Raw genomic sequence first — 24112 nt, 5'->3', positions numbered from 1 at the left:
ACGAATGCAGGACCAGATCGAAACCTCGGCCGAGGCCGCAGAAGCCGCAGCGTTGCCAAGATGTTACGAGGTGCACGCCGATCCGAAAGCCGAATCCGGAACCAAAAAACTGCCAGAGACGCTGAAAAAACCGGTGGCCAGCAAAAGCCCCGCACAATGGGCCTACGAGCGGCTAATCCTGTATATCCAGAATTTCGAACAGACATTGGACGGCGATCATGAGGTCGCCATGGGTTTCACTGGCGGCGATGCAGGCGTGATGCGGATCGAGGGGATGGGTTATTTCGACCCCGACATGATAACCTTTTACGGGTCCGACGGGACCGGAGCCCGCACGCAACTGGTGCAACATGTCAGCCAGTTGAACGTGATGTTGCGTGCGCTTCCCAAATCGGTTGAAGACAAGCCAGCCAACCGCATCGGGTTCCGCCTGGCTGCGGACCTGAAAGACAGCTGACTTGCAATTCACGTTTGCGCGCCTTTGAATGAATGAATCAGTTCGGAGGCGACCGCGTGAACAGATATTTCCATGCCGTAACACATGCCTACGCGGGGGCTTGGGCCCGGCGTCGGGTTTTTGTGCCAATTTATATCGCTGTGCGATTACTGCTTGTTGCGCTGATTGCGCCAGGGGTGGCACTGACGGTCAATCTGGCAGTCTCTCTGTCTGACCAGACGGCCTTGACGGATCAGGACATTGCCATGTTCCTGCTGTCTCCGGTCGGGTTTATCTCGTCTTTTGTAGTTCTGAGCCTGTTTCTGCTGGCCGAAGTCTTTGTGTTCTCGGTCATGGCCGGGTCGCTGCGTATGGGCGAACAAGATCCCTGGCGCGCTGGCAGTGCGGCGCTCGCGTTGATCCTGTCCCGTTTCCCGGCGTTGTTCGGATTTGCCGTGCGTTTCATCCTGCGTGTCCTGTTGCTTGCCCTGCCATTCGTGGCTGTCGCTGGCCTGATCGCGTGGTGGACGCTGACTGAATATGACATCAACTATTACCTGACCTTCCGCCCCCCCGCCTTCAAGGTGGCGGTTCTTTTGATCGGAGTGGTTGTTCTTGTACTGGCGTGGCTTTTGATCCGTCGCCTGTCCGCCTGGGCGCTGGCCCTGCATTTGGTCCTTTTCGAACGAACTGCGCCCCGAACGGCGTTTGCCCAAAGTGCGCAGAAGATGGAAGGCAGGCGCGGGCGGTTGAAGATCGAACTTGCCCTTTGGCTGGGGATGCGCCTTGTCATCGCCGCTTTGATTGCCGCAGTGGCCAGCCTTTTGTTTACTTTCGTACCCGTGCAGGACGGCAGCAACCTCAAGCTGGCCCTGACCTTCAGTTTTGTCGTCGCAGGGCTGTGGTCATTGGCGGGGCTGGTTCTGGCGGCAACGGCGCTGGGCGCGTTGGCCGTCTTGTTGGACGGGTTTTTCGATATTGACGCAAAAAAGATCGCCCACCCAGAACCCCGGAAAATTCGGGCGCCTGTATTTGTGACAGTGGGCGCATCCCTTGCCGCGTTGGTTATTGGCCTTTGGTCAGGTCAAAGTCTGCTGGAACGTGTGCAGGCCCCGGATCATGCCGAGGTCATTGGCCACCGGGGTGCAGCGGCCTTGCGGCCGGAAAACACGATGGCCTCGGTTCTGAAAGCCATCGAGGACGGCGCGGATTGGGTTGAAATCGACGTTCAGGAATCTGCGGATGATGTGATCATCGTGGCCCATGACAGCGATTTCATGAAGCTGGCGGGTGTTAACCTGAAGGTCTGGGATGCAACGATGGCGGATGTGGCAGATATCGACATCGGCAGCTGGTTTGATCCGGAATACGCCTCGGAACGAACGCCAACTCTGCGTGATGTGCTGGAGGCGGCCAAAGGCAAGTCCAGGGTTCTTATCGAACTGAAATACTATGGCCATGATATTGATCTGGAAAACCGGGTGATCAATCTGGTGGAAGAGTTGGAGATGCAGGACGAGGTCGCCACCATGTCGTTGAAATATCCGGCCGTCCAAAAGATGAAGAAACTGCGCCCGGACTGGCGTTCGGGTGTATTGGCGGCCACAGCCATTGGTGATCTGTCGGGGTTGGAGGGCGAGTTTGTCGCAATCAATGCAGGGATGGCAACTCCGGGCCTGATCCGAAAGGTTCACGATGCCGGTAAGGATATCTATGTCTGGACAGTGAACGATCCGCTGCAAATGTCCAAAATGGCGTCTATGGGCGTTGATGGTCTGATCACCGACCGCCCGGCCATGGCCAATGAGGTTCTGCGCGTGCGTGCCGAAATGGGACCAGCAGAGCGGCTGATGTTGTGGTTGGCCACGACTTTCGGATTGCAGGTCGACACCAAGGCGATGCGCGATGAAAGCCCTTAATCTTTCGCTGCTGTTGCTCGTTATTCCGCACGCCGCCTTGGCACAGGACTTGATGCGCCGGTTCGAAATGCCTGCCCATCGCGCCTTGATGGACCAGAGCGAAAGCGCCGAGCTGCAACCATTCGAAACAGACGGGTGTTCGGGTGGGTTGTCCGCAAGCTGGCGCTGGGTGGCAAAGCAGTTCCCGCAGGTTGGCGAGCTTTTTGAAGAACATCCGCCTTGGGAAAACTGTTGTGTGATCCACGACCGGGCATATCACAATGCCGGCGGCGCGGATTCGGCCGAGGAAAGCTATGACGCGCGTTTGGCGGCGGATGATGCCCTGCATGCCTGTGTTAAGGCGCATGGAGATCTGTATGCCGACGAATACGCGGATCGCTATGATATGGAACCTGACCAGATTCGCACCATTCACGCGATCACCGCGGATGCCATGTATGGGGCGGTTCGTTTCGGTGGCGGGCCGTGCAGCGGCCTGCCCTGGCGATGGGGGTTCGGTTATCCCGGATGCTCGGTCCTCAAGTAAGCGCGCCCTGCGCGCGAATGACGTGGTGACAGGCGTTTTGTTTTCCATTATCCAACAAATCAAACACGCGAATTGGGATTCTGAGACTCATGGCTGAATACAAGCACGGCGAAATGAACATCGACGTTCAAACCAAAACTTTCAACGGTTTCATCAAAGCCACCACCTGGTGTGTGGTCGCGATCGCCTTGTTGTGCCTGTTCCTGGCAGTTTTCGCCTCGTAAGCAATTCGGGGGCGGCTTTGCTCAGGATATTGACTGCGTGCCTTGTGGCCGCAACGCTGGCTGGTTGCGCTGCATCACAGCGCCCGCAAGCGGATCAGACTGAAATAACGTCCCGTTCCTATCGCGATCCGGGGCCATCGACCCTGACCTTGTACACGATGATCAGCACCCGGACCGGTTCGGGCGCGCATACGTCGTTGATGATCAGCGGCAGTGAGCGGGTTATTTTCGACCCGGCAGGATCGTTCCGGGCGGATGTTGTACCGATCAGGAACGACGTGCTGTACGGAATCACTCCGAATGTCGAACGTGCGTATCGCAGCAGCCACGCCCGCGAAACACATTATGCGCGCATCCAGACGATCGAGGTCACCCCGCAACAGGCCGAAATTGCATTGCAACTGGCCAAGCAGATGGGCCCGGTGGCTGGTGCTTTCTGTGCGAACTCTACTTCGCAACTGTTGCAGCAGGTTCCGGGGTTCGAACAGATCACGACTACATTCTATCCGGTCAAACTGTCGGATCAGTTTGGAGCGTTGCAAGGTGTTCAAACGGCGGAATACCGTGAAAACGACGACGCGGACCTGCAAAAGGGACTGGCGTTCAACAATGCGCGCCTGAACCAGCTGGACGCGGCTTCATCCAACTAGATACAGCAATGTGTAAAGTGTTGCCGCCCCGGTAAAAATGGCCGCCAGCACGTTCTTGGTTAGAATGCCCACAGACAATGCAACCGCTGCGGCCGACATACGGGGTATATCCGGTTGTCCTTCGGTGGCCGCAGGCCAAACCACCAGCGGCGCGATCAGTGCGGGCAGGATGGCCACGGCTGTATATCGAAGGTGACGTAACAACCAGGGCGGCATTGGGCGATCACCGACGAGACCGATGAAGGTAAAGCGCAAAGCATAGCTGCCCACCGCAAGACCCACGATGATGATCCATATTGTTGTCTGATCGATCTGGTTCATGGCGTGTTCCGCTTTAGCATCAATTCCGCCTGCGCGCCGGCCATCATCCCTGCCGCGCCTGCGATCAGCAGGCCCAGATTGAACGGCACACTCACGGTCAGCAGGGCAACGACAATGGCGACCAGGGCGGCGATGACATGGGCCAGCGTACGCATCATTGGTCCGATCATCGCCAGAAAGGTGATCGGCAGGGCAAAGTCCAGCGCCCAACTCTCTGGGATCTGAGCGCCCAGCACGGCACCCAGACAGGTTCCCAGAACCCACAGCGGTGTGATCGGAGTGACCGAACCCAGGAAATAGGCCATTCGCTGGGGGATCGTTAGATCAGGCTCTTTTTCGAACTGCGCGATTGAACAGGCGTAAGACTGATCCACGATCAGGTAAGCCGCACATGCTCTTTGCCACAAGGGGGCGGCACCCAAGAACGGCGTCAGCGATGCGGAATACATCGCAACCCGCAGGTTCACTGCCAGCGCCGAAATCAAAACGATGATTGTAGGCGTTTCATCCTGCAGAAGTTGCAGAGCTGTGAACTGCGCCGCGCCTGCAAAAACGGTGACGGAGAAGGCAATGGTCTGCACGATATTCAGCCCGGCTTCTGTCGCGAAGACACCAAACAACAGGCCAAAAGGCACAGCCACGAAGACAAACGGCGTGCCGTCGCGAAAACCTTTCCAGAAGTATGACTTGGATGTGGCAGAGGCCATGGCTAAATCCTATGGTGACGCCAGCAGCAGTATCGGTCTTGTGGAGGGGTTGCAATTGGTCACCGAAACCGACGTGTCAGACTATGTAATCGCTCCTGATCCGAGCGCGGCCCGCTTGACCCGTGCGGTCGAGGGGGTGGACCAGAATGGCGAGGTCAGTCAGATTTCAGTGGTTGAAGAGCGCCCACTGACGATCTTCCTCAACGCGCAGGAAATTGTGACGGCGATGACGATTGGCGACTATCCCGAATATCTGGCGCTGGGTTTCCTGCGAAATCAGGGCATGTTGCTGGCCGATGATGAGATTACCCGTGTCGATTACGATGATGATCTTGAAACCGTTGTTGTCCGCACCGCACGCGCGACTTCGTACGAGGACAAGCTGAAGAAAAAAACGCGCACCAGTGGCTGCGCTGTGGGAACGGTGTTCGGGGACATGATGGAGGGTCTTGAGGGCGTTCAGCTGCCGCAAGTGCAGGTGCGTACCTCGTGGCTTTACGAACTGGCGGCCAAGATCAATCGCACCCCGTCGCTTTATCTTGAGGCCGGGGCAATTCATGGGACTGTATTGTGCCGCGAAAACCGTCCGCTGGTTTATATGGAAGACGTGGGTCGCCATAATGCCGTCGACAAGATCGCAGGTTGGATGCTTTCCGAGGGGGCGACGGCGGAGGACAAGATCCTCTATACCACCGGTCGCCTGACATCCGAGATGGTGATCAAAACGGCGATGATGGGTATTCCTGTGTTGGCGTCCCGTTCCGGCTTTACCGCCTGGGGTGTCGAGATCGCGCGTGAGGTCGGCCTTACGCTGATCGGCCGGATGCGCGGACAGCGCTTTGTTTGTCTTTCCGGTGAGGAACGGTTGGTTCGCGATGTGGACCCGTCGACGGTTGTGGCCGAAGACAGGAAACACCGGCGGAAGAGTAGCCAATGAGTGATGAAAACAAAAAACCTCTCGGCGTCATCCTCGCAGGCGGGCAGGCCACCCGGATGGGTGGTGGTGACAAAGGTTTATTGCAGATTGGCGGGCGGAGCCTGCTGTCCCATGTCGTTGATCGGCTGTCTCCTCAAGTCGATGGTTTGGCCCTGAACGCAAATGGTGACCCCAAGCGTTTCAGCGATTTGACGCTACCCGTTCTGCCTGACACGATTGAAGGCTTCGCTGGCCCTTTGGCCGGTGTTCTGGCGGGGCTCGACTGGGCGGCAGATCAGGGGGCCGACAGTATCGTAACGGCTGCCGCAGATACACCGTTCTTCCCGCGTGATTTGGTGGCGCGCCTGCAAGAGGCGGCAGAGGGGCAGGTGCATCCTCTGGTCTTGGCCACTACTCCGCGAACGGGCGACGACGCGCTGAAATCCGGAGGGGGCAGGCGGGTCAACCGGCACCCGACCTTTGGGCTCTGGCCTGTGGCTCTGCGCGATGATCTGCGGGCGGCTCTGACGGACGGGTTGCGCAAGGTCGTGCTGTGGACTGATAAACATGACGGACGCGAGGCTATGTTCCAGGCTGACCCGTTTGATCCGTTCTTCAACGTCAATACACCTGACGATTTGGACCGCGCCCGGACACTGTTGGAGCAGGTATGAGAGTCTACGGTGTCACTGGCTGGAAAAACGCAGGCAAAACCGGGCTGATGGAACGGCTGGTGACCGAGATCACGGGGCGGGGTTTTACCGTCTCAACTGTCAAACATGCGCATCACGGCGTCGATGTGGACCAGCCGGGCACGGACAGTCATCGTCACCGCGTTGCTGGTGCCAGCGAGGTGTTGCTTGCGTCGGGGCAGCGCGTCGCCTTGATGCAAGAGCTGCGCGGTGCGCCCGAGCCAACTTTGGCCGAATTGCTGGCGCGGCTTTCTCCGGTTGATCTGGTGCTGGTCGAAGGCTTCAAGCGGGAAGGTCACCCAAAGATCGAGGCGTTTCGCGCCGAGGCGGGAAACCCTTTGATCGCGATTGAAAACGATACCGTTCGAGCCGTTGCCAGCGACACGGCGCTGGAACTGGATTGCCCGGTTTTCGACTTGAATGATACAGTCAGGATCGCGGACTTCATATTGGATGAGGTCGGTTTGTGACCCTGTTCCAGACCTTTGCCATGGTGGACTGGTCTGGTGGAAATGACACCGGGCCAACACCGCGCAAAGACGCGATCTGGGTCTGTATTGCGCGTGAAGGGCGGGCACAGGGACCTGAATACCTACGCAACCGGGCGCTTGCCGAGGCGTGGCTGGATGCCCTGATCCACACCGAACTGAAAGCAGGCCGACGCCTATTTCTGGGGTTTGACTTCCCTTTTGGATACCCGAAGGGTTTTGCCCGCGCGATGACCGGAACGGATGACCCCTTGGTCTTGTGGGATTGGTTCGAACAGCATGTCGAGGACGGTCCGAAAACGAACAATCGTTTCGACTTGGCAGGCCGGATCAATCGACAATTCGGAGGAAGAGGCCCATTTTGGATGAATGGCCTTGGGCGCGAAATTGATGGTTTGCCGCGAACCAAGACGGGCTATTCCAATCCGTTTTCCGACCGTCGTGCGGTTGAAGCCTCGGCAAAAGGCAGTTTCACCTGCTGGCAGATGGCGGGTGCAGGCGCGGTCGGTGGGCAGGTGATGATGGGGCTTCCAGTCCTAAGCAGGCTCCGCCATCGCTTTGCCGGACAAGTCGCGGTCTGGCCGTTCGAGCCGTTGGATAAACCCGTCGCCTTTGTGGAGATCTGGCCGTCGCTCACCTTGGGTGCGCCACCGGACGGGCGGATCAAGGATGCTTGGCAGGTCGAACAGGTCGCCTTGACTCTGTCGCGTTTGACAGAGCAGGAGTTGAAAGCGCAATTAGATGTTTCAGCGGCAGAGGAAGGCTGGATATTGGGTGTGACTCAGAAAAAGCCGAACATAGCCCCGCCACCATTGCGCAACGATTGTTTTGCGCTGCCAGCGGGTGTGGAGTGGACGCCCGTTGATGACGCCTTGGCCTATTTGCGCGACAGGTTGCATCCGATTACCTCGGTCGAGGTGGTCGCGCTGAATACGGCGAGTGGGCGCATTCTGGCAGAAGATGTGACAGCCCAACGTTCCAACCCGCCGCAGCCGAATACAGCCGTGGATGGGTTCGGGTTTGCTGGTCCGGTTTCAGATGGGCCACAGGTCCTGCCGTTGGTCGACGGGCGCGCAGCAGCCGGTATTCCGTTTGAGGGTGACGTTCCTGCGGGCCAGGCAGTGCGCGTTCTGACGGGTGCGGCGCTGCCTGACGGGGTGGATACGGTTATTCTGGAAGAGGATGTCACAGTTAAAGACGGGTATATCGCATTCCACGGCCCGCTGAAAAAGGGGGCAAATACCAGGCAAGCGGGCGAAGATGTGGCCGCAGGCGATCTGGCCCTGTCTACAGGGCGCCGATTGACACCGGCTGATCTTGCGCTGCTCACCGCTTTGGGCATTGCCGAGGTGAATGTGCGCAAGCCGCTGCGTGTCGCCGTGGTATCGACCGGTGATGAACTGGTCGACGCCGGAGAACGCGCCGGACCGGGACAGATATTCGACGCCAACCGCCCGATGCTGTTGTCTCTGGTCGAAAGGCTGGGGTTTGTACCTGTGGATATGGGGCGTGTTTCAGATGATCGGGACGCCCTGCGGGAACGGCTGGATCAGGCTGCGGAACAGGCAGAAGTGATACTGACGAGTGGTGGCGCATCTGCTGGTGACGAAGACCACGTGTCTGCCTTGCTGCGCCAGGCGGGGGCGATGCAACACTGGCGGATCGCCTTGAAACCCGGTCGCCCTCTGGCTTTGGGGTTGTGGTCCGGAACACCGGTCTTTGGACTGCCCGGCAATCCCGTTGCCGCTTTGGTCTGCACCTTGATCTTTGCGCGACCGGCGCTGGGCCTGATGTCTGGCGAAGGTTGGATCGAGCCGCAAGGGTTCGAAGTGCCCGCTGCCTTTGAAAAGCGCAAGAAACCGGGCCGCCGCGAATACCTGCGCGCGCGCATACGGGAAGGCCGGGTTGAAGTCTTCAAGTCAGAAGGATCGGGCCGGATCAGCGGGCTCAGCTGGGCCGAAGGGCTGGTCGAAATTGAAGATGGAGCTCGGCACATCCAACCCGGGGATATGGTTCGCTTCATACCGTATGGAAGTTTCGGATTGTGAAAATCACGGTCTCACGCGGTTTTTCTGATGCTGAACGCCCACTGGTGGCGACCCTGTTCTGGCAGGCATTTTCGGCGAAACTGAATAAAGTCATGGGCCCGGATGAAAAGGGGCTGGCTTTCTTCGAAACTTCGTTGAACCCGGATTATGCGCTGGTTGCACGGGACAAGGAAGACCGGGTTTTGGGGCTTGCAGGTTTCAAGACACGCGATGGTGCATTGGCCGGAGGCAGAATGTCAGACCTAGCAAAGGTCTATGGCTGGTTTGGGGCCATTTGGCGCGCCCTCATCCTCAGCATTTTGGAGCGCGAACTGAAACCCGGCGTGTTTCAGATGGATGGCATATTTGTGGCCGCGGGCTCGCGTGGTAAAGGTGTTGGTACGGCCTTGCTGGATGCCGTTAAGCGTGAGGCGCGGAAACAAAACATGTCAGTCGTTCAGCTTGACGTTATCGACACAAACCCCCGCGCCCGCGCTTTATATGAGCGCGAAGGATTTCGGCCTGTGGGTGAAGAAAAAACCGGACCTTTAAGTTACGTGTTTGGTTTCAGCAGCGCGACCAAGATGTCTTGGGTCGTCAAATCGGACTAATCAAACGTCCCGGCCACGCGTCCCAGCAACATGAACGCCCGCGCCGTGCGGGTCTCACCCAAAGCGCTCAGTTCTGCATCGCTTGCGTTGGGCTCGAACTCGGCCATCATCTTGTCGAAGCGGCGGAGAAAATGGTGGGCGGCGTCGCGGAAAATCGGATCCTGTTTCATCCGCGCAGCTGTCAGTGCCAGCGAGGACCTGTCCCGTACACCCCCCAGCGCGGCAACGGCGCGACCCCGCGCGCCCTGCGCGAACTGGCGCCAGATTTCGGGCCGGGCCATGTCAGGGCGCAAGTCGTCCATATAGATGCCTTCCTGGCTGAGCAGTGTAAGAACATCCTGCGAGGCTTGCACGATCTGTGCCGTCTTGCGGTCTTTCAGCGCCACGCGCAGGGCGTTGAACCCTTCGGTGTCATTCTGAGTTTCCGGAAAATTCAAGGCGCGGATAAAGATATCGGTGCTCAGCGGTGGCGCAATTTCTTCCGCAGATGTGCCCAGTTCAAGCGAGGTCTGAGCACCCGCAACGAGTGGTTTTGCCGGGGCATAAGGGGGCGTTGTGCGCTTGGTCGAAAATGTTGCCAGCGTGCTTTCGGTTTTCCGCGTCGCGGCTGCGATCTCATCCAGTTTCTTGGCCACTGCCGGTTCGTAGGTGCTGGATGCGCGCTGCTGCTGCGCCACATAAGCCTGACGGATCGCATCAATCGCAGTTTGCAGCCGCGCGCTTTCCTCGCGCATCACGCGGCTGGCACGCATGGCAGTGGCCGCGACCCAGATCATCGCCACAGGCATGAAAACGGCCAGAAAGGTGACAACAAAACCACCGCTTTGCGCCTTACCTGGCAACACCAGAAAAACAACCGACACCACCAGCCAAATTAGGCTGAGCACCAGTGCGGCAATCTCAATCTCGGTGACAGACGGTGCCTTTGGGCGGTCATAGATGCCCAGCGAAGTCGGTCTTTCAGTTTCCGGGTCAGGTTTGGGCCCCGACATTACATGCGCTCCGGTTAGGCGTACTTGATACTCAGAATTTCATAAGAACGCACGCCGCCAGGGGTGCGCACCTCGACGCTGTCACCTTCGTCCTTGCCGATCAGGGCGCGGGCGATGGGGGATTTGATATTCAAAAGGCCGGCTTCGATATTGGCTTCATATTCACCGACGATTTGCCACGTCTTTTCTTCGTCGGTATCCTCGTCAACCAAAGTAACCTTTGCGCCAAATTTGACTGCGCCGGACAGTTTTGTTGGATCAATTACATCCGCTAGCGAAAGGATACCTTCCAGTTCTTTAATGCGGCCTTCGATAAACCCCTGCTTTTCGCGGGCTGAATGGTATTCGGCATTTTCTTTCAGGTCGCCAAGTTCACGCGCCGATGCGATGGCTTCGATGATCGCAGGGCGTTCAACGGATTTGAGGTTCTTCAGCTCAGCTGCGAGTGCGGCATTGCCCGCAGGCGTCATAGGGATCTTTTCCATACTCTCTACGTCCACGCATAAACTGACTCGCCCCGCCGCACAGAAGCGTCGGGGCGAGTCCTAGGTTGACGATTACCTGACCCAAATACCACGTGAATTGCAAGAGGTGTCAGCAGGTGCAGCGATCAATTCGCAACATCGTGCCGTCTGGATTGTTTCGGGTGTGGCCTGTGGCGATGGTCCGGTTGCCCGCCCTTGCACCATCGCCTCGAAGGCGTGCAGAGCCACAGCATCTCAATCATATTGAACCACTTCAAACTCGATGCCGTTGTCATCCCTGAAATAGAACCGACGCCCCGGTTCGTAATCGGCATGATTATGGGGTTCGAACCCCGCCTTGCGCACCTTGACCTCGGTTGCGTCGATATCTTCGACCAGAACACCAACATGGTTCAGCCCGCCGACGACATCGTAGCTGCTTTCGACCAATGGTTTCGGCGCATCGGGTTTGTAAAGCGCAAGATAGGTGTGTGCCGATCCGACATGCACTGTATATCCGCCTGATATTGCGGGCCCTTCCCACCGTGTTTTCCAGCCAAAGACCTGCTGCATCCAGGCGGCCGAGGCCTGTGGGTCGCTGACAGTGAAATTGGTATGCTCAAGCGTTGCCATCATGGGATCTCCTTTTTGGCTTGTTTCGACTCACCGTAATTTCTAAACCTAACTTTAGGTCAAGGTATTTCTTCGAGGATGACATGGCTGTTTCAGAAGGGTTGGCAATCGGGGCATTGGCCCGACGTACGGGGTTGGCCGTTTCAGCGATACGGTATTACGAAGCACAGGGTTTGATTGCGCCCTGGCGCAATGCGGGTGGGCAGCGACGTTACCAGCGGGCAGATATCCGGCGGCTGAGCTTTGTCATGATCGCGCAGCAGTTCGGCCTGACTTTACCTGAAATCCGCGAGGTCTTGTCGGGCTTGCCGGGAAAGCGAACACCGACACCGCAGGATTGGAAAGCCATAAGCGTGCGGTTGCGCACTCATCTGGACCAGCGAATCGATACCCTGATGCGATTGCGCGACAATCTGGACGGCTGCATCGGATGCGGATGCCTCAGCTTGCCGAAATGCAAGCTTTATAACCCCGATGACAGGGCAAAATCTCATGGTAGCGGTCCCAGATACCTGATGGGTGATGCACCAGAGGACTGATGTGTCGAATAGCGCCCTTGTTACGCCGTGTTTCGATTGACCAAAGTCTTTCTGACCATGTAATCAGCCGTGAAACAAAATTGCGCAGATCCTGCAGTGACAGCGCCAATTCGGAAAGTAAGCTAGGGAGCCCGCGATGGCCGAGATTGAACGCGAAGCAATGGAATATGACGTGGTGATCGTAGGCGCAGGTCCTGCGGGCCTGTCGGCGGCCATTCGACTGAAACAGTTGGACGCGGATCTGAATGTTGTCGTGTTGGAAAAAGGCTCAGAAGTGGGCGCTCATATCCTGTCTGGCGCAGTTCTCGATCCCTGCGGGCTGGACGCTTTGATCCCGGATTGGAAGGCAAAAGGTGCTCCGCTGAACGTGCCGGTGCATGAAGACAATTTCTACATGCTGGGTGAGGCAGGCAAAATCCGAATCCCCAACTTCCCGATGCCGCCGCTGATGAACAACCATGGTAACTATATCGTGTCGATGGGCAATGTCTGCCGCTGGATGGCCGAGCAGGCCGAAGAGCTGGGCGTGGAAATCTTCCCCGGCATGGCCTGTTCCGAGCTGGTTTACGGCGACAATGGCGAAGTCAAAGGCGTCGTGGCTGGTGTCTTTGGTCTGGAAGCGGACGGTTCTTATGGCCCCAATACTGAGCCGGGCATGGAACTGCACGGCAAATACGTCTTCCTGTCGGAAGGTGTGCGCGGATCACTGTCCAAGGAAGTCATCGCCAAATATGACCTGTCTGTCGGCAAAGAGCCGCAGAAATACGGCGTCGGCATGAAAGAGATCTGGGAGATTGACCCGGCCAAGCACAAGGAAGGTACGGTCACGCACACAATGGGCTGGCCTCTGGGCGGCAACGCAGGCGGCGGATCGTTCATCTACCATCTTGAAAACAATCAGGTCTATGTCGGCTTTGTGGTTCACCTGAACTACAAGAACCCGCACCTGTACCCCTATATGGAGTTCCAGCGCTTCAAGCATCACCCAATGGTGGCCGAGCTGCTTAAAGGCGGCAAGCGCGTGGCATACGGTGCCCGTGCGATCACCGAGGGTGGTCTTCAGTCGATGCCCAAGCTGGTGGCGCCGGGCGTTGCGCTGCTGGGCTGTTCAGCGGGCATGGTCAACGTGCCGCGCATCAAGGGCAACCACAATGCGATGCTATCGGGCAAGGCTGCCGCCGAGGCCGCCTATGACGCGATCAAGGCTGACCGTTCGGGCGATGAGCTGACCGCTTACGAGGCCGACGTTCGCAATGGCGCGATTGGCAAGGACCTGAAGAAGGTGCGCAACGTCAAGCCGATGTGGTCCAAGTGGGGCATGATCCCCTCGCTGGTGCTGGGTGGCCTGGACATGTGGACCAACACATTGGGCTTTTCGTTCTTTGGTACGCTGGGACACGGCAAGAACGATGCCCAGTCGACTGAGGAAGCCAGCAAGCACAAGCCGATCGATTATCCCAAGCCCGATGGGACGCTGTCCTTTGACCGTCTGACCAACGTGTCCTTTGCGGCAACCAATCACGAGGAAAGCCAGCCCTGCCACCTGCGCCTGACGGACGCGGATATCCCGGTCAAGGTCAACCTGCCCAAGTTCGACGAACCGGCGCAGCGCTATTGCCCGGCAGGCGTGTATGAAATGGTCGAGGATGACAACGGTCCGCGATTCGTCATCAACTTCCAGAACTGCGTTCACTGCAAAACCTGCGACATCAAGGATCCAAGCCAGAATATCACCTGGACCACGCCGCAGGGTGGCGACGGACCAAACTATCCGAACATGTAAGCAAAAAACCGGCAATGGCAGGGTCGTGAAGGCTCTGCCATTGCCTCTTGCCGACCGAAGCCCTAGCTTAACCGTCAGTCAACGATAGCAAGGCAGGATTTCGGTGGTTTCCCTGGTTCGTCGCGCGGCATTGTCCGTGCTGCTCATGTCGTCGGTCGCAGTTCCGGCCTTTTCAGAATCGGGTGCCGGTTCTTATCTGGCCGGGCGTCAGGCGATCTACGAAAGCGACTATTCTGCGGCGGAAAGATACTACGCCCAGGCTCTCAGGTTTGATCCGGAAAACGCGCTGCTCTTGGAAAGCGTTGTTGTCGCCCGCCTTGCGCTGGGGGAAATTGCCCGTGCTTTACCTGTTGCAAAGCAGATCGAGGAAGCCAACATTCCCAGCCAGGCCGCGCGCATGGCGATTTCGGCCAATTTGATCGCAGACGGCAAGTTTGACGAACTTCTGGCGCGTGACCCTGAAACGCAGGGGATCGGTCCTTTGGTTGATGGGCTGATGATCGCATGGGCCCATCTGGGGCAAGGTGAAATGACAAAGGCCATGGATCAGTTCGATGCCGTGGCAACGCAGGAAGGCCTCAGGGAATTTGCGCTGTATCACAAAGCCATGGCACTGGCCTCTATCGGCGATTTCGAAGGTGCCGAGGTGATTTTTGCGGATAACAACGGCGCGGTTGCGCGGTTCTCGCGTCGGGCCGCGCTGGCCCGTGCAGAGGTGCTGTCACAGCTGGATCGCAACGAAGACGCCATACAGTTTCTGGACGATGTGTTTGTTTCCGGTAGCGATCCGACCATTGAAGCCTATACCGGCCAATTGACTGCGGGCGAGACGCTTCCGTTCACCCACGCTGGTTTTGCGCTGGATGGAATGGCGGAAATATTCTTTACCGTTGGTGCCGCATTGAACAGCGAGGCTTCGGCTGACTACGTCCTGCTTTACGCACGACTGGCGAGTTTTCTGCGCCCTGACCACGTGGACGCCATTCTGCTGAGCGCGGAATTGCTGGATAAGCTGCAACAGTATGATCTGGCTGTTGCCGCCTATCGCATGGTCCCGGCCGGCAGTAATGACCACCATGCCGCAGAACTTGGACGGGCCGAAATCCTGGACAAGTCCGGAAAAACCGATGCGGCCATTGAAGTTCTGCAAAACCTGGCGCTGCAAAATCCTGATTTACCCAGCGTCCATGTTTCTCTGGCAGATCTTCAACGTCGTCAGGAAAACTATGCGGCTGCGGTTGCCTCTTATGACACTGCGATTGGTTTGACGGACAGTCAGGCAGGCGGGAATTGGTTCCTGCACTACGCGCGCGGTATAAGCCACGAGCGGCTGAAGCAGTGGGATCAGGCTGAATCCGATTTCCGCCGGGCGCTGGAGTTGAATCCGGATCAGCCGCAGGTGCTGAACTATCTGGGCTATTCTTTGGTAGAAAGGAAAGAAAAGCTGGATGAAGCGCTGGACATGATCCAGCGCGCGGTCGAGGCCCGCCCGGATAGTGGCTACATCGTGGATAGTCTGGGTTGGGTTTTGTTCCGTCTGGGTCGTTACGAAGAAGCGGTCGAGCATATGGAGCGCGCGGTCGAGCTGATGCCCGTTGATCCGGTCGTCAATGATCATCTGGGGGACGTCTATTGGGCTGTTGGACGAGCGCGTGAGGCCGAGTTCCAGTGGAAACGGGCTCTGTCCTTCGTTGACCCCGAAGACACGGATGGCGAGGCTGACCCGGATCGCATTCGACGCAAGATCGAAGTCGGACTAAGCGCCGTTCTGGCCGAAGAAGGTGCGGAACCTTTGAAAGTCGCAAATGGAAATTAAGGCGTTTGCGCCCGCCAAGATCAACCTGACCCTCCATGTGACCGGACGTCGTAAGGACGGTTATCACCTGTTGGATTCGTTAGTGGTTTTTGCTGATCTGGGCGATCAGTTGACATTCACACCCGGCCCCGAACTGTCTATGGACGTGATTGGGGAGTTTGCTGAAGGCGTGCCCACGGACAACCGTAATCTGGTCTGGAAAGCGGCCGAAGGCGTCGGCTGGACCGGGCATGTAGACCTGATCAAGTCGCTGCCCCACGGGGCAGGTATAGGGGGTGGGTCATCGGATGCGGCCGCCACGCTTTGGACATTGGCAGGGCAGGGATGTGACGTCCCGCCTGACTTGCCGTTGTCACTGGGGGCAGATGTGCCCGTTTGCCTGGAAAGCCGGGCGATCAGAATGCAAGGCATTGGCGATCGTTTGGCGGCGGTGAACCTTCCGCACTTACCCGCCCTTTTGGTCAACCCGAATGTGCCGGTGCCGACAAATGCCGTTTTCAACGCATTGTCGTCCAGAGACAATCCGCCGATGCCTGAGTTAGTCCCAGATTTTGTAGACGCTGAAGTCTGTGCCCTGTGGTTGCGTGATCAACGCAATGACCTGCAGGTACCTGCCATGGGCGTTGCACCTGAGATCGAGCAGGTTCTGGACGAGTTGAACATGACCAATCGTGCCCTTGTAACGCGCATGTCGGGCTCCGGCTCGACCTGTTATGCGCTGTACCCCACAATGAAAGACGCGCATTTCGCGGCCTATGAGATCGGTGCGGCGCATCCTGATTGGTGGTGCCGCGCGACGCAGCTTAACTAAGGCGCGAGACCACGTAATCGGCCAGTTCGCGCAGCAGGCTGCGAATTTCATGATCAGGTAGAACATCCAAAGATGCCTTTGCCTTGTTCGCCCAGCCCAATGCGTCCTGCCGGGTTTCTTCCAGCGTTGCGTATTTGTCCATCAGGCCCAGCGCATGATCCAGATCGCCTTCCTGTTGGCGGCCCTTTTCGATCGTACGCTCCCAGAACGCGCGTTCTTCGGGCGTGGCCTGTGCAACTGCCTTGATGACAGGCAGGGTCAGCTTTCGTTCGCGGAAATCATCGCCCACATTTTTGCCGGTTGTCTTGCTGTCACCCTGATAATCCAGCAGGTCGTCCGCAATCTGGAATGCGATCCCCAATGCGTCACCATAATCGAACAGAGCTTTGATCTGTTCTTCCGATGCACCGGCGATCACGCCACCCACCTCGGTCGCAGCTGAAAACAAAGCTGCTGTCTTGCCGCGCACGACCTGTAGGTAAACGCTTTCATCTGTACGCAGGTCGGTTGCCGCGGTCATTTGCAGCACCTCGCCTTCGGCGATGGTTGCTGAGGCATTAGCCAAGATATCCAGAACCCGCAGCGAACCCGTTTCGACCATCAATTGGAAGCTGCGGGAAAACAGGTAATCACCGACCAGCACGCTGGATTTGTTATCCCAAAGTAGATTTGCGGTCGGGCGTCCGCGCCGTTGGGCGCTCTCATCCACAACGTCGTCGTGCAGAAGGGTGGCGGTGTGGATGAACTCGACCGTGGCAGCAAGGCGCACGTGGTGCTCACCTGAATAGCGAAACAGCCGCGCCGCTGCCAATGTCAGCATTGGGCGCAGGCGCTTTCCGCCTGCCTCGACCAGGTGCTGGGTCACTTCGGGGATACGTGGGGCATGGTCCGACGCCATCCGGGCGCGGATCAACGTGTTCACAGCCTCCATTTCACCCGCCAGAATTTCAGCGAGGCGCTCATGCGGTTTTGAGATCATGCCGACGGTCATCACACTCCTGATACAAGGCTCGACTTCCGCCCCGCCTTGCCCTTACATCCATCCCCATGAAAGAACTATTGCGCAGTACCGATCCGACGATCCTGGCCTTTGCATCCGCTCTCCTTGAAGGCGAGGATATAGACTGCTTTCAGATGGACGTAAATATGAGCATCCTCGAAGGTGGGATCGGGATCTTTCCCCGCCGACTGATGGTTCGCGCCGAAGACCTGACCCGTGCCGAACGTGTGATGCGCGACAATGAAATTCCGCTGGGCCGATGAACCGGTTTTCCGATGGTGAACTCAGCTGCAATGATTTCCTGGGGGGCAGGATCCGGTTGCTGCAACCTCAGTCGGGTTATCGTGCCGGGGTCGATCCGGTATTGCTTGCCGCATCCGTTCCGGTCAGGGCAGGTCAGTCTGTGTTGGAGCTGGGGTGCGGTGCCGGTGCCGCCATTCTTTGCTTGTCCTCACGAGTGCCCGGTTTGCACGTGACAGGTATCGAGCTCCAGCCCGCCTATGCGGAATTGGCCCGTAGAAACGCGGAAATCAACGGGATAGAACTGGAAGTTGTCGAAGCTGACCTGACCGCTTTGCCCGAGGCGCTTCGGCAGCGCCAGTTCGATCACGTCATTGCGAATCCGCCCTATTATCGGGCGGGGGCGCATAGCCCTGCAAAGGATGCTGGAAGAAGTGTGGCCCTGAGCGAAGACACCCAGTTGGCCGACTGGATTGCAGTGGCTGCCAGACGCCTTGCGCAAAAAGGGTACCTGCACATGATCCAGAAAGCCGATCGACTGCCCGACATGCTGGCAGCGTGCCAAGGGAGATTGGGATCGGTAGAGTTGTTGCCGCTAAGCCCACGGACAGGGCGAGAGGCTGAACTGATCATTCTGCGCGCCCGCAAAGGAGGGCGTGCGGCATTTCGCCTCCACCCACCTTTGATTCTGCACGCGGGTGAACGTCACAAAAAAGACGGCGAAAGCTATACGGATGCGGTTTCGGCTGTGCTTCGGAAGGCCGCTGCCCTGCCCGGGTTCTGACGACGACCGGCAATGTCCAGCCGATTTTGTCGGATTTGTTTCAGATTCTGTGCGTCTGCAGCGTGACAGGGTGGAAACGATGTGATCAACTTCTTACGTGACATACAGACACGTATAAAAGGAGGATCGCAATGAGCGTGAGCGCACATCTGACAGAACTGAAGAAAAAGCATGAATCTCTCGGTCTAGAAGTAGAACAAGCCCAACGCTCGCCAGGCATCGATGATCTCCACATAGCCCAGCTGAAGAAACAGAAGCTCAAGCTGAAGGAAGAGATCGAGCGACTGTCTGCTTAAGATTTCAAACTGGAACGGGCCGCGATCAAGGCCCCGCCGGTAATCAGAAAAGCCGCGATCGCCAGCCCCCAGGATGGGGCAGCGATCCCGGCCATCACCAAAGCAAGTGTCGACAATAGCGGGGCCGCGTAAGATGAGGTCCCGAGCATTTGAATATGACCCTGCTTCACCCCGATATCCCAAACATAAAAGGCCAGCCCAACGGGCCCAAGGCCAAGTGCCAGTACAGAAACCCACCCTAGTGTCGAGTCGGGCAGCACGGTGTCTTCAACGGCCAGATGCAGCAGACCCGAAGCCAACGCAGCCATCAGACAAAAGACCGCAACCGAACTGGTGGGTGTATCACCCAATCTGCGTGACAGAACTGAATAGCCTGACCATGTCATCGCGCAAAGCAGGGCCAATGTGTATCCTGGCAGATGTTGCGCCTGAAAACCTGCGCTCCCGCCTCCGGTGATGATCAAAGCAGCCCCAGCAAAGCCAAGGCACGCCCCAATCAAGTGACCAGCGCGAAGCTGCTCGCCCGGTAGCAGGCCGGAAAACAGAACGATAAGAAGGGGCCAGAGATAGGCAATCAGTCCGGCCTCGGCCGCGGGGGCCATGCGTAGGGCTGAAAAATACAATGCGTGGTACCCGAACAGGCCCAATGAACCGAACAGGTAGGTCGTCCAGGGGATCTGTTTCAACCCGCTGAACCCACCGGTTGCGGCTGTCCAGATCAACCCAAGTGTACCACCAATCGAAAAGCAGATCGTGTTCAGCAGCAAAGGCGGTGTAGGTGCAGAGCCGACGGTCAAAAGCGCCAGCAAAGCCCATAATAGTACGGCCCCAAAACCGATGGCTGTTGCGCGCGTTTTGGTCATGATCCGGAAACCTCTTCGATCGGAATAATGTCGAACTCATCCGAAATATGCGCGGTCTTTTCAATCTCGGTCAGGAACCAATCCCGAAATGCTGCGATCTGAGGACGTTTCTCGGCCCCCGGAAGGCACAGGAATCGGAACCGGCCCTGCGTTTCCAGCGCGACCTTGAAGGGGGCAACCAGCCGACCTTCGGTCAAGTCCTTGAGGATCATGGCACGCCGTCCAAGGGCGACACCAACACCAGCGACAGCGGCGTCAATCGCGTGATCTGCGTTGGAAAAATGCGCCCCATGAGTGGGTGTGAAATCGATACCCACAGCGCGGAACCAGGCAGGCCAGTCGCAGGGTGGGGTCAGAAAGTTGATCGAATCGTCGTGGATCAACGGTGCGTCGCGCAGGCTGTCTGGCGTGGTGAATTGTTCCGCCAGCTCCGGGGTCATGACCGGAGTCAGCCACTCCTTTCTTACAGGTACGGAATACAGCCCCTCATCGGCGGAATTGCCAAACCGGATGGCAACATCCACATCATCCCGCTCCAGATCCATATTGCGCAACGTGGCCGAGAATTTCAGATCGATTTCCGGATGCGCACGGGCAAACTCGTAAAGGCGAGGCGCCAGCCACTTTGCGGTCAGCGCCGGACCTGCAGTGACGGTCAGTCCGGTGTCATCCTCCTGCCTGCGTACGGCACGCCACGCGGCTTGCAAGGTGGCAAAGCCTTCTGCCGCGCCGGGGGCCAGGGCGCGGCCCGCATCGGTCAGTTCCACAGCGCGGTTCAGACGGCGGAACAGAGGGCGGCCCAGATGCTCTTCAAGCGATTTGATCTGAAAGGACAGGGCCGCTGGCGTCACGTGCAGCTCTTCCGCCGCTTTCGCGAAGGACATGTGCCGGGCCGCGGCATCAAAAGCCCGAAGCGCGGTAAGTGGGGGCAGATAATCACTCATAGCCAAGAAATTCTTAACTGAAGGTTCAGGAAACTTCGTTTGTCACGGCTTTAGGTGACCTTCATATTCACATCAGGTCAAGCAAAACTGAATTGAAAGGCGGCTTCCATGATCGAGATGACAACAAATCCCGCCGCCCAAGTGGCGATCCTGCGCGCTCATGAAGAGCGTGGCAAGGTGGTCCGGCAGATGTGGAATTGGGTATTGGGTTCCCGCTGATCGCAGCGCGCGCGTTCTTACGGGATCAGAAAGGGCCGGTCCAAAGGGGCCGGCCCGTTTTTTTGTTCACAAGCCTGGATCAGACGAAGAACTGAGCACCGTTGGCCGAGATGGTCGAGCCGTTGATGAACTGAGATTCGTCCGAGGCCAGGAAGGTCACACAGCGTGCAATCTCTTCAGGCTCGCCCAGACGACCGGCAGGGATCTGGCCAATAATCGATTCGCGTACCTTTTCAGGCACCGCCATCACCATCTCGGTTGCGATATAACCGGGGCAGATTGCGTTGGCCGTGATGCCCGCCCGCGCGCCTTCCTGCGCCAGAGATTTCACGATGCCCAAATCGCCAGCTTTGGTCGCAGCATAGTTCACCTGAGCGAACTGGCCCTTCTGACCGTTGATGGAGCTGATGACGATGACACGGCCAAACTTGCGCTCGCGCATGCCAGGCCAGACAGGGTGCACAGTGTTGAACACGCCGGTCAGGTTGGTGTCGATCACGTCTTTCCACTGATCGGGTGTCATTTTGTGGAAAGGTGCATCACGGGTGATGCCAGCGTTGGCGACAACGATATCGATGGGGCCAACCTCGGCCTCAACCTTTTCGATACCTGCTTTGGATTCGTCATAATCGGCGACGTTCCACTTGTAGGTCTTAATGCCGGTCTCTTCGGTGAATTTCGCGGCGGCTTCGTCATTCCCTGCATAGGTGGCCGCAACGTTATATCCTTCGGCTTTGAGCGCCTTGGAAATTGCTGCGCCAATGCCGCGGGAACCGCCGGTAACGAGTGCTGTACGTGCCATTTAGGACTCCTCCAATTTTAGTCGCCTTGGTAATGCTGTTACTTTGAGAGATGCTTGTGCGCAATATTGTTTCGTCGTTAAGGTGTTTATTTCGGATGGCAATATCGTCGCATCTAAGGGGTACGACCCCAGTGTAACAAAAAAGGGCGTCCCATGGACGCCCTTTTCTATTTGGTTATTGACGCACTTAGTCGCGCTCCACACACAGGGCGACACCCATGCCGCCGCCGATGCACAAGGTGGCCAGACCTTTCTTTGCGTCGCGGCGCTTCATTTCGAACAGCAGCGTGTTCAGAACGCGGCAACCTGATGCACCGATCGGGTGGCCGATGGCAATTGCGCCGCCGTTCACGTTCACAATCGACGGGTCCCAGCCCATGTCCTTGTTCACTGCGCAGGCTTGCGCGGCAAAGGCTTCGTTGGCTTCAACCAGGTCCAGATCGTCGACGGACCAACCTGCTTTTTCCAATGCCTTGCGCGAAGCGTAGATCGGGCCAACGCCCATGATCGACGGGTCCAGCCCGGCAGTTGCGTAGGACGCGATGCGAGCCAAAGGTTCGATTCCGCGCTTTTCTGCGTTTTGAGCCGACATCAGCAGGGTCGCGGCGGCGCCGTCGTTCAGGCCTGAAGCGTTTGCAGCTGTGACCGATCCGTCCTTGGTAAAGGCGGGGCGCAGCTTTGCCATGGCTTCCATTGTAGCGCCGTGGCGGATGTATTCGTCCTTGTCCATCACGATGTCGCCCTTGCGGGTCTTGATGGTGAAGGGCACGATTTCGTCGACAAACTTGCCAGCTTTTTGCGCCGCCTCGGCCTTGTTCTGCGAAGCGACAGCGAATTCATCCTGCATGTCGCGGCTGATCTGCCATTTCTCGGCAACATTTTCCGCCGTCTGACCCATGTGATAGCCGTTGAAGGCATCCCACAGACCATCGCGGATCATGGTGTCGATATATTTCATATCGCCCATCTTGTGACCCGCGCGCAGGGCGGCGGCGTGGGGTGACAGGGTCATGTTCTCTTGGCCACCAGCGGCGACGATATCGGCATCGCCCAGCTGGATGTGCTGAGCGCCCAATGCGACGGCACGCAGGCCCGAGCCGCAAACCTGGTTGATTCCCCAGGCGGCGCTTTCCTGCGGCAAACCGGCGTTGATATGCGCCTGCCGAGCCGGGTTCTGGCCCTGAGCCGCAGTCAGAACCTGACCCATGATGGTTTCGCTGACTTCGCCTTTTTCAATCCCGGCGCGCTCGACAACTGCTTCCAGGACGGCCGCGCCCAGATCATGTGCGGGGGTGTTCGCAAACGAACCACTAAAGCTGCCAACACCTGTTCGTGCGGCGGATGCGATTACTACGTTGGTCATATGATCAGTCCTTTACCGTCATTATCTGGCGGAATGTCTGACGGCGCAGGCCGAGAGTTTCCCTCTCGAAACAAGAGCGCCCCGTTATCCCCCGCTCAAGTACTTCTGCAATAGCGTAATGCTGCACTTGCAGCAACGGGCAGCTTGTCTCAGCTTGGGAAATGGCGGAAAAATGTCGATCACCCACGGATCAACTTGCTGTTTTTGAACTTCTTTCCTGCTTCCACGGGGGTGAAACACTGGGCGCACCGAACAAAAAGCCCTGCATGCAATCCACGCCACTTGCAAGCAAAAATGCCGCATCCTTCTGTGTTTCGACCGATTCGGCAGTGACCAGAATTTCAAACTCACGCGCCACGGCAATCAAGGCCCGCACCAAAGCCTGGTTGTCGGGGCTGTCGCTGATACCCCTGATAAACTGACCATCGATCTTTGCGGCGTCGAACAGAAATTCGCGAAAGTGGCGGAAACTGAAGTTGCTGGCACCAAAGTCGTCCAGCGCAAAGGCGATGCCGCGATCCTGAAGGCGGTCCATGAAGTCGACCACCAATTCAGGCACCTGCATGGAAGAGCTTTCGGAGATTTCTAGGATCAGCCGTTCGCCCAGCTGCGGGTCCCGTTTCAGAAACCGGTCCAGTATACCGGACCAGTTGGAATAACCGATCGAGCGGGCGGACATGTTGATCGACAGGCGGATCTGGGGGTTCTTCACCAACGTGCGCAGACCAAGTTCCAACGCGACGCAGTCGAGATCACGTCCGATCGGGGTGTTTTCAACCTGCGGCATGAATTCGCGGGCGGGTATAACACGCCCTGTTTCATCCATCACGCGAATGAACCCTTCATAAAACGCGATGCCATGCGGCGGGTGCGCCTGAACAACTGGCTGAAAGGCCAACCGACATTGCTTGTGCTTCACAGCATCGGTTGCCATCTGAACCACCGAACGATCCCGTGTTGACACTGCTGCATTCAAAGGGGTGTCCAACCCTTCGGGAAGATTGGCGAGCTTTTTGTTTCCCATAGGCGCAGATTCTCTTGTGTCC

28 protein-coding genes are annotated in these 24112 nt (G+C 57.7%); 17 read left to right on the top strand and 11 right to left on the bottom strand.

The annotated features are described in order from the left end of the window. Positions 1-4 precede the first annotated feature (4 nt). The 5 genes from AC2FNC_RS04175 to AC2FNC_RS04155 all read left to right on the top strand — a co-directional run bounded on the left by AC2FNC_RS04175 (position 5) and on the right by AC2FNC_RS04155 (position 3755). The gene (locus AC2FNC_RS04175) at positions 5-457 is read left to right on the top strand and encodes a DUF6173 family protein (RefSeq protein ID WP_480475001.1); all 453 of its coding nucleotides are present in this window, start codon (positions 5-7) and stop codon (positions 455-457) included. A gap of 56 nt (positions 458-513) precedes the next feature. Beyond that, positions 514-2355: a glycerophosphodiester phosphodiesterase gene (locus tag AC2FNC_RS04170; protein WP_496714676.1), complete on the top strand. Its 1842-nt coding sequence runs from the start codon at positions 514-516 to the stop codon at positions 2353-2355. Continuing rightward, positions 2342-2881, top strand: coding sequence for a hypothetical protein (locus AC2FNC_RS04165; RefSeq protein ID WP_480483080.1), 540 nt, complete (start codon positions 2342-2344; stop codon positions 2879-2881). Before AC2FNC_RS04170 ends, AC2FNC_RS04165 begins: the two co-directional genes overlap by 14 nt. Before the next feature lie 89 nt (positions 2882-2970). Then, a complete protein-coding gene (locus AC2FNC_RS04160; protein ID WP_267364539.1) occupies positions 2971-3105 on the top strand; it encodes an aa3-type cytochrome c oxidase subunit IV in 135 nt (44 codons plus the stop codon). Between the two features lie 17 nt (positions 3106-3122). Then, positions 3123-3755 carry a hypothetical protein gene (locus tag AC2FNC_RS04155; RefSeq protein WP_480475007.1) on the top strand — a complete coding sequence of 211 codons (633 nt, stop codon included), beginning with the start codon at positions 3123-3125 and terminating at the stop codon, positions 3753-3755. Here AC2FNC_RS04155 and AC2FNC_RS04150 read toward each other — a convergent pair. After that, positions 3744-4076, bottom strand: coding sequence for an AzlD domain-containing protein (locus AC2FNC_RS04150; protein ID WP_209506607.1), 333 nt, complete (start codon positions 4074-4076; stop codon positions 3744-3746). The two genes, AC2FNC_RS04155 and AC2FNC_RS04150, sit on opposite strands and share 12 nt — an antisense overlap. Next, positions 4073-4783, bottom strand: coding sequence for an AzlC family ABC transporter permease (locus tag AC2FNC_RS04145; RefSeq protein ID WP_480494338.1), 711 nt, complete (start codon positions 4781-4783; stop codon positions 4073-4075). Before AC2FNC_RS04145 ends, AC2FNC_RS04150 begins: the two co-directional genes overlap by 4 nt. On the opposite strand from AC2FNC_RS04145, the gene AC2FNC_RS04140 reads away from it, so the two are divergent. Genes AC2FNC_RS04140 through AC2FNC_RS04120 form a run of 5 tightly spaced genes read left to right on the top strand, consistent with a single transcriptional unit; the run spans position 4782 to position 9517 of the window. Beyond that, the gene (locus AC2FNC_RS04140; RefSeq protein ID WP_496714675.1) at positions 4782-5720 is read left to right on the top strand and encodes a formate dehydrogenase accessory sulfurtransferase FdhD; all 939 of its coding nucleotides are present in this window, start codon (positions 4782-4784) and stop codon (positions 5718-5720) included. The genes AC2FNC_RS04145 and AC2FNC_RS04140 overlap by 2 nt on opposite strands. Continuing rightward, on the top strand, positions 5717-6373 hold the full coding sequence (gene mobA, locus AC2FNC_RS04135) for a molybdenum cofactor guanylyltransferase MobA (RefSeq protein ID WP_496714674.1): 657 nt from the start codon (positions 5717-5719) through the stop codon (positions 6371-6373). Before AC2FNC_RS04140 ends, mobA begins: the two co-directional genes overlap by 4 nt. Then, the gene (mobB, locus tag AC2FNC_RS04130; protein ID WP_480494332.1) at positions 6370-6861 is read left to right on the top strand and encodes a molybdopterin-guanine dinucleotide biosynthesis protein B; all 492 of its coding nucleotides are present in this window, start codon (positions 6370-6372) and stop codon (positions 6859-6861) included. The genes mobA and mobB overlap by 4 nt, the downstream gene beginning before the upstream one ends. Further along, on the top strand, positions 6858-8927 hold the full coding sequence (locus tag AC2FNC_RS04125; protein ID WP_496714673.1) for a molybdopterin-binding protein: 2070 nt from the start codon (positions 6858-6860) through the stop codon (positions 8925-8927). The genes mobB and AC2FNC_RS04125 overlap by 4 nt, the downstream gene beginning before the upstream one ends. After that, positions 8924-9517, top strand: coding sequence for a GNAT family N-acetyltransferase (locus AC2FNC_RS04120; protein ID WP_480604700.1), 594 nt, complete (start codon positions 8924-8926; stop codon positions 9515-9517). Before AC2FNC_RS04125 ends, AC2FNC_RS04120 begins: the two co-directional genes overlap by 4 nt. On the opposite strand, the gene AC2FNC_RS04115 is transcribed toward AC2FNC_RS04120, so the two are convergent. The 3 genes from AC2FNC_RS04115 to AC2FNC_RS04105 all read right to left on the bottom strand — a co-directional run bounded on the left by AC2FNC_RS04115 (position 9514) and on the right by AC2FNC_RS04105 (position 11609). Continuing rightward, positions 9514-10509 carry a hypothetical protein gene (locus AC2FNC_RS04115; protein WP_496714672.1) on the bottom strand — a complete coding sequence of 332 codons (996 nt, stop codon included), beginning with the start codon at positions 10507-10509 and terminating at the stop codon, positions 9514-9516. The two genes, AC2FNC_RS04120 and AC2FNC_RS04115, sit on opposite strands and share 4 nt — an antisense overlap. A gap of 14 nt (positions 10510-10523) precedes the next feature. Then, a complete protein-coding gene (gene greA / locus AC2FNC_RS04110; RefSeq protein ID WP_480518399.1) occupies positions 10524-10994 on the bottom strand; it encodes a transcription elongation factor GreA in 471 nt (156 codons plus the stop codon). Between the two features lie 234 nt (positions 10995-11228). Next, on the bottom strand, positions 11229-11609 hold the full coding sequence (locus AC2FNC_RS04105; RefSeq protein WP_480518401.1) for a VOC family protein: 381 nt from the start codon (positions 11607-11609) through the stop codon (positions 11229-11231). A gap of 80 nt (positions 11610-11689) precedes the next feature. On the opposite strand from AC2FNC_RS04105, the gene soxR reads away from it, so the two are divergent. The 4 genes from soxR (at position 11690) to AC2FNC_RS04085 (ending at position 16555) form a co-directional block, all read left to right on the top strand. Then, complete coding sequence (gene soxR, locus AC2FNC_RS04100; protein ID WP_209598669.1) at positions 11690-12145, top strand: redox-sensitive transcriptional activator SoxR; 456 nt, start codon at positions 11690-11692, stop codon at positions 12143-12145. Between the two features lie 136 nt (positions 12146-12281). Then, on the top strand, positions 12282-13928 hold the full coding sequence (locus AC2FNC_RS04095; RefSeq protein WP_496714671.1) for an electron transfer flavoprotein-ubiquinone oxidoreductase: 1647 nt from the start codon (positions 12282-12284) through the stop codon (positions 13926-13928). A gap of 103 nt (positions 13929-14031) precedes the next feature. Further along, positions 14032-15744: a tetratricopeptide repeat protein gene (locus AC2FNC_RS04090; RefSeq protein ID WP_496714670.1), complete on the top strand. Its 1713-nt coding sequence runs from the start codon at positions 14032-14034 to the stop codon at positions 15742-15744. Further along, on the top strand, positions 15734-16555 hold the full coding sequence (locus AC2FNC_RS04085) for a 4-(cytidine 5'-diphospho)-2-C-methyl-D-erythritol kinase (RefSeq protein ID WP_480554228.1): 822 nt from the start codon (positions 15734-15736) through the stop codon (positions 16553-16555). The genes AC2FNC_RS04090 and AC2FNC_RS04085 overlap by 11 nt, the downstream gene beginning before the upstream one ends. On the opposite strand, the gene AC2FNC_RS04080 is transcribed toward AC2FNC_RS04085, so the two are convergent. Further along, positions 16548-17546 (bottom strand): polyprenyl synthetase family protein, encoded by a 999-nt coding sequence (locus AC2FNC_RS04080; RefSeq protein WP_480554227.1) that lies wholly within the window; start codon positions 17544-17546, stop codon positions 16548-16550. The genes AC2FNC_RS04085 and AC2FNC_RS04080 overlap by 8 nt on opposite strands. A 56-nt stretch (positions 17547-17602) precedes the next feature. On the opposite strand from AC2FNC_RS04080, the gene AC2FNC_RS04075 reads away from it, so the two are divergent. The 3 genes from AC2FNC_RS04075 (at position 17603) to AC2FNC_RS04065 (ending at position 18875) form a co-directional block, all read left to right on the top strand. Continuing rightward, positions 17603-17818 carry a putative signal transducing protein gene (locus tag AC2FNC_RS04075; RefSeq protein WP_050604033.1) on the top strand — a complete coding sequence of 72 codons (216 nt, stop codon included), beginning with the start codon at positions 17603-17605 and terminating at the stop codon, positions 17816-17818. Further along, on the top strand, positions 17815-18579 hold the full coding sequence (locus AC2FNC_RS04070) for a tRNA1(Val) (adenine(37)-N6)-methyltransferase (RefSeq protein WP_480554226.1): 765 nt from the start codon (positions 17815-17817) through the stop codon (positions 18577-18579). Before AC2FNC_RS04075 ends, AC2FNC_RS04070 begins: the two co-directional genes overlap by 4 nt. Before the next feature lie 131 nt (positions 18580-18710). Then, positions 18711-18875, top strand: coding sequence for a YdcH family protein (locus tag AC2FNC_RS04065; protein WP_083445267.1), 165 nt, complete (start codon positions 18711-18713; stop codon positions 18873-18875). Here the strand turns inward: AC2FNC_RS04065 and yddG are convergent. The 5 genes from yddG to AC2FNC_RS04040 form a co-directional block, all read right to left on the bottom strand. Continuing rightward, positions 18872-19738, bottom strand: a complete 867-nt coding sequence (yddG, locus tag AC2FNC_RS04060) for an aromatic amino acid exporter YddG (RefSeq protein WP_480554225.1) — start codon at positions 19736-19738, stop codon at positions 18872-18874. The genes AC2FNC_RS04065 and yddG overlap by 4 nt on opposite strands. Then, positions 19735-20682: a transcriptional regulator GcvA gene (locus AC2FNC_RS04055; RefSeq protein ID WP_480622938.1), complete on the bottom strand. Its 948-nt coding sequence runs from the start codon at positions 20680-20682 to the stop codon at positions 19735-19737. The genes yddG and AC2FNC_RS04055 overlap by 4 nt, the downstream gene beginning before the upstream one ends. A gap of 298 nt (positions 20683-20980) precedes the next feature. Then, positions 20981-21703, bottom strand: a complete 723-nt coding sequence (gene phbB / locus AC2FNC_RS04050) for an acetoacetyl-CoA reductase (RefSeq protein ID WP_209506587.1) — start codon at positions 21701-21703, stop codon at positions 20981-20983. Positions 21704-21890: 187 nt separating this feature from the next. Further along, positions 21891-23066, bottom strand: a complete 1176-nt coding sequence (locus AC2FNC_RS04045; RefSeq protein WP_480475041.1) for an acetyl-CoA C-acetyltransferase — start codon at positions 23064-23066, stop codon at positions 21891-21893. 190 nt (positions 23067-23256) lie between these two features. Beyond that, positions 23257-24090, bottom strand: coding sequence for an EAL domain-containing protein (locus AC2FNC_RS04040; protein WP_480554222.1), 834 nt, complete (start codon positions 24088-24090; stop codon positions 23257-23259). Positions 24091-24112 lie beyond the last annotated feature (22 nt).

Source organism: Ruegeria sp. BHSA123 (assembly GCF_059613425.1).
Note: the sequence above shows the minus strand (reverse complement) of the source record. Positions and strands in the feature narration are given on the sequence as shown.

Excerpts from the sequence above, each read along its gene's own strand:
- mobB (WP_480494332.1), top strand. The coding sequence starts at position 6,370 with ATGAGAGTCTACGGTGTCACTGGCTGGAAAAACGCAGGCAAAACCGGG.
- AC2FNC_RS04080 (WP_480554227.1), bottom strand. The coding sequence starts at position 17,546 with ATGACCGTCGGCATGATCTCAAAACCGCATGAGCGCCTCGCTGAAATT.
- AC2FNC_RS04070 (WP_480554226.1), top strand. The coding sequence starts at position 17,815 with ATGAACCGGTTTTCCGATGGTGAACTCAGCTGCAATGATTTCCTGGGG.
- AC2FNC_RS04150 (WP_209506607.1), bottom strand. The coding sequence starts at position 4,076 with ATGAACCAGATCGATCAGACAACAATATGGATCATCATCGTGGGTCTT.
- AC2FNC_RS04095 (WP_496714671.1), top strand. The coding sequence starts at position 12,282 with ATGGCCGAGATTGAACGCGAAGCAATGGAATATGACGTGGTGATCGTA.
- AC2FNC_RS04085 (WP_480554228.1), top strand. The coding sequence starts at position 15,734 with ATGGAAATTAAGGCGTTTGCGCCCGCCAAGATCAACCTGACCCTCCAT.
- greA (WP_480518399.1), bottom strand. The coding sequence starts at position 10,994 with ATGGAAAAGATCCCTATGACGCCTGCGGGCAATGCCGCACTCGCAGCT.
- AC2FNC_RS04115 (WP_496714672.1), bottom strand. The coding sequence starts at position 10,509 with ATGTCGGGGCCCAAACCTGACCCGGAAACTGAAAGACCGACTTCGCTG.
- AC2FNC_RS04105 (WP_480518401.1), bottom strand. The coding sequence starts at position 11,609 with ATGATGGCAACGCTTGAGCATACCAATTTCACTGTCAGCGACCCACAG.
- AC2FNC_RS04065 (WP_083445267.1), top strand. The coding sequence starts at position 18,711 with ATGAGCGTGAGCGCACATCTGACAGAACTGAAGAAAAAGCATGAATCT.
- phbB (WP_209506587.1), bottom strand. The coding sequence starts at position 21,703 with ATGGCACGTACAGCACTCGTTACCGGCGGTTCCCGCGGCATTGGCGCA.
- AC2FNC_RS04045 (WP_480475041.1), bottom strand. The coding sequence starts at position 23,066 with ATGACCAACGTAGTAATCGCATCCGCCGCACGAACAGGTGTTGGCAGC.
- AC2FNC_RS04055 (WP_480622938.1), bottom strand. The coding sequence starts at position 20,682 with ATGAGTGATTATCTGCCCCCACTTACCGCGCTTCGGGCTTTTGATGCC.
- AC2FNC_RS04140 (WP_496714675.1), top strand. The coding sequence starts at position 4,782 with ATGGCTAAATCCTATGGTGACGCCAGCAGCAGTATCGGTCTTGTGGAG.
- AC2FNC_RS04165 (WP_480483080.1), top strand. The coding sequence starts at position 2,342 with ATGAAAGCCCTTAATCTTTCGCTGCTGTTGCTCGTTATTCCGCACGCC.
- AC2FNC_RS04075 (WP_050604033.1), top strand. The coding sequence starts at position 17,603 with ATGAAAGAACTATTGCGCAGTACCGATCCGACGATCCTGGCCTTTGCA.
- AC2FNC_RS04145 (WP_480494338.1), bottom strand. The coding sequence starts at position 4,783 with ATGGCCTCTGCCACATCCAAGTCATACTTCTGGAAAGGTTTTCGCGAC.
- AC2FNC_RS04040 (WP_480554222.1), bottom strand. The coding sequence starts at position 24,090 with ATGGGAAACAAAAAGCTCGCCAATCTTCCCGAAGGGTTGGACACCCCT.
- mobA (WP_496714674.1), top strand. The coding sequence starts at position 5,717 with ATGAGTGATGAAAACAAAAAACCTCTCGGCGTCATCCTCGCAGGCGGG.
- AC2FNC_RS04175 (WP_480475001.1), top strand. The coding sequence starts at position 5 with ATGCAGGACCAGATCGAAACCTCGGCCGAGGCCGCAGAAGCCGCAGCG.
- AC2FNC_RS04160 (WP_267364539.1), top strand. The coding sequence starts at position 2,971 with ATGGCTGAATACAAGCACGGCGAAATGAACATCGACGTTCAAACCAAA.
- soxR (WP_209598669.1), top strand. The coding sequence starts at position 11,690 with ATGGCTGTTTCAGAAGGGTTGGCAATCGGGGCATTGGCCCGACGTACG.
- yddG (WP_480554225.1), bottom strand. The coding sequence starts at position 19,738 with ATGACCAAAACGCGCGCAACAGCCATCGGTTTTGGGGCCGTACTATTA.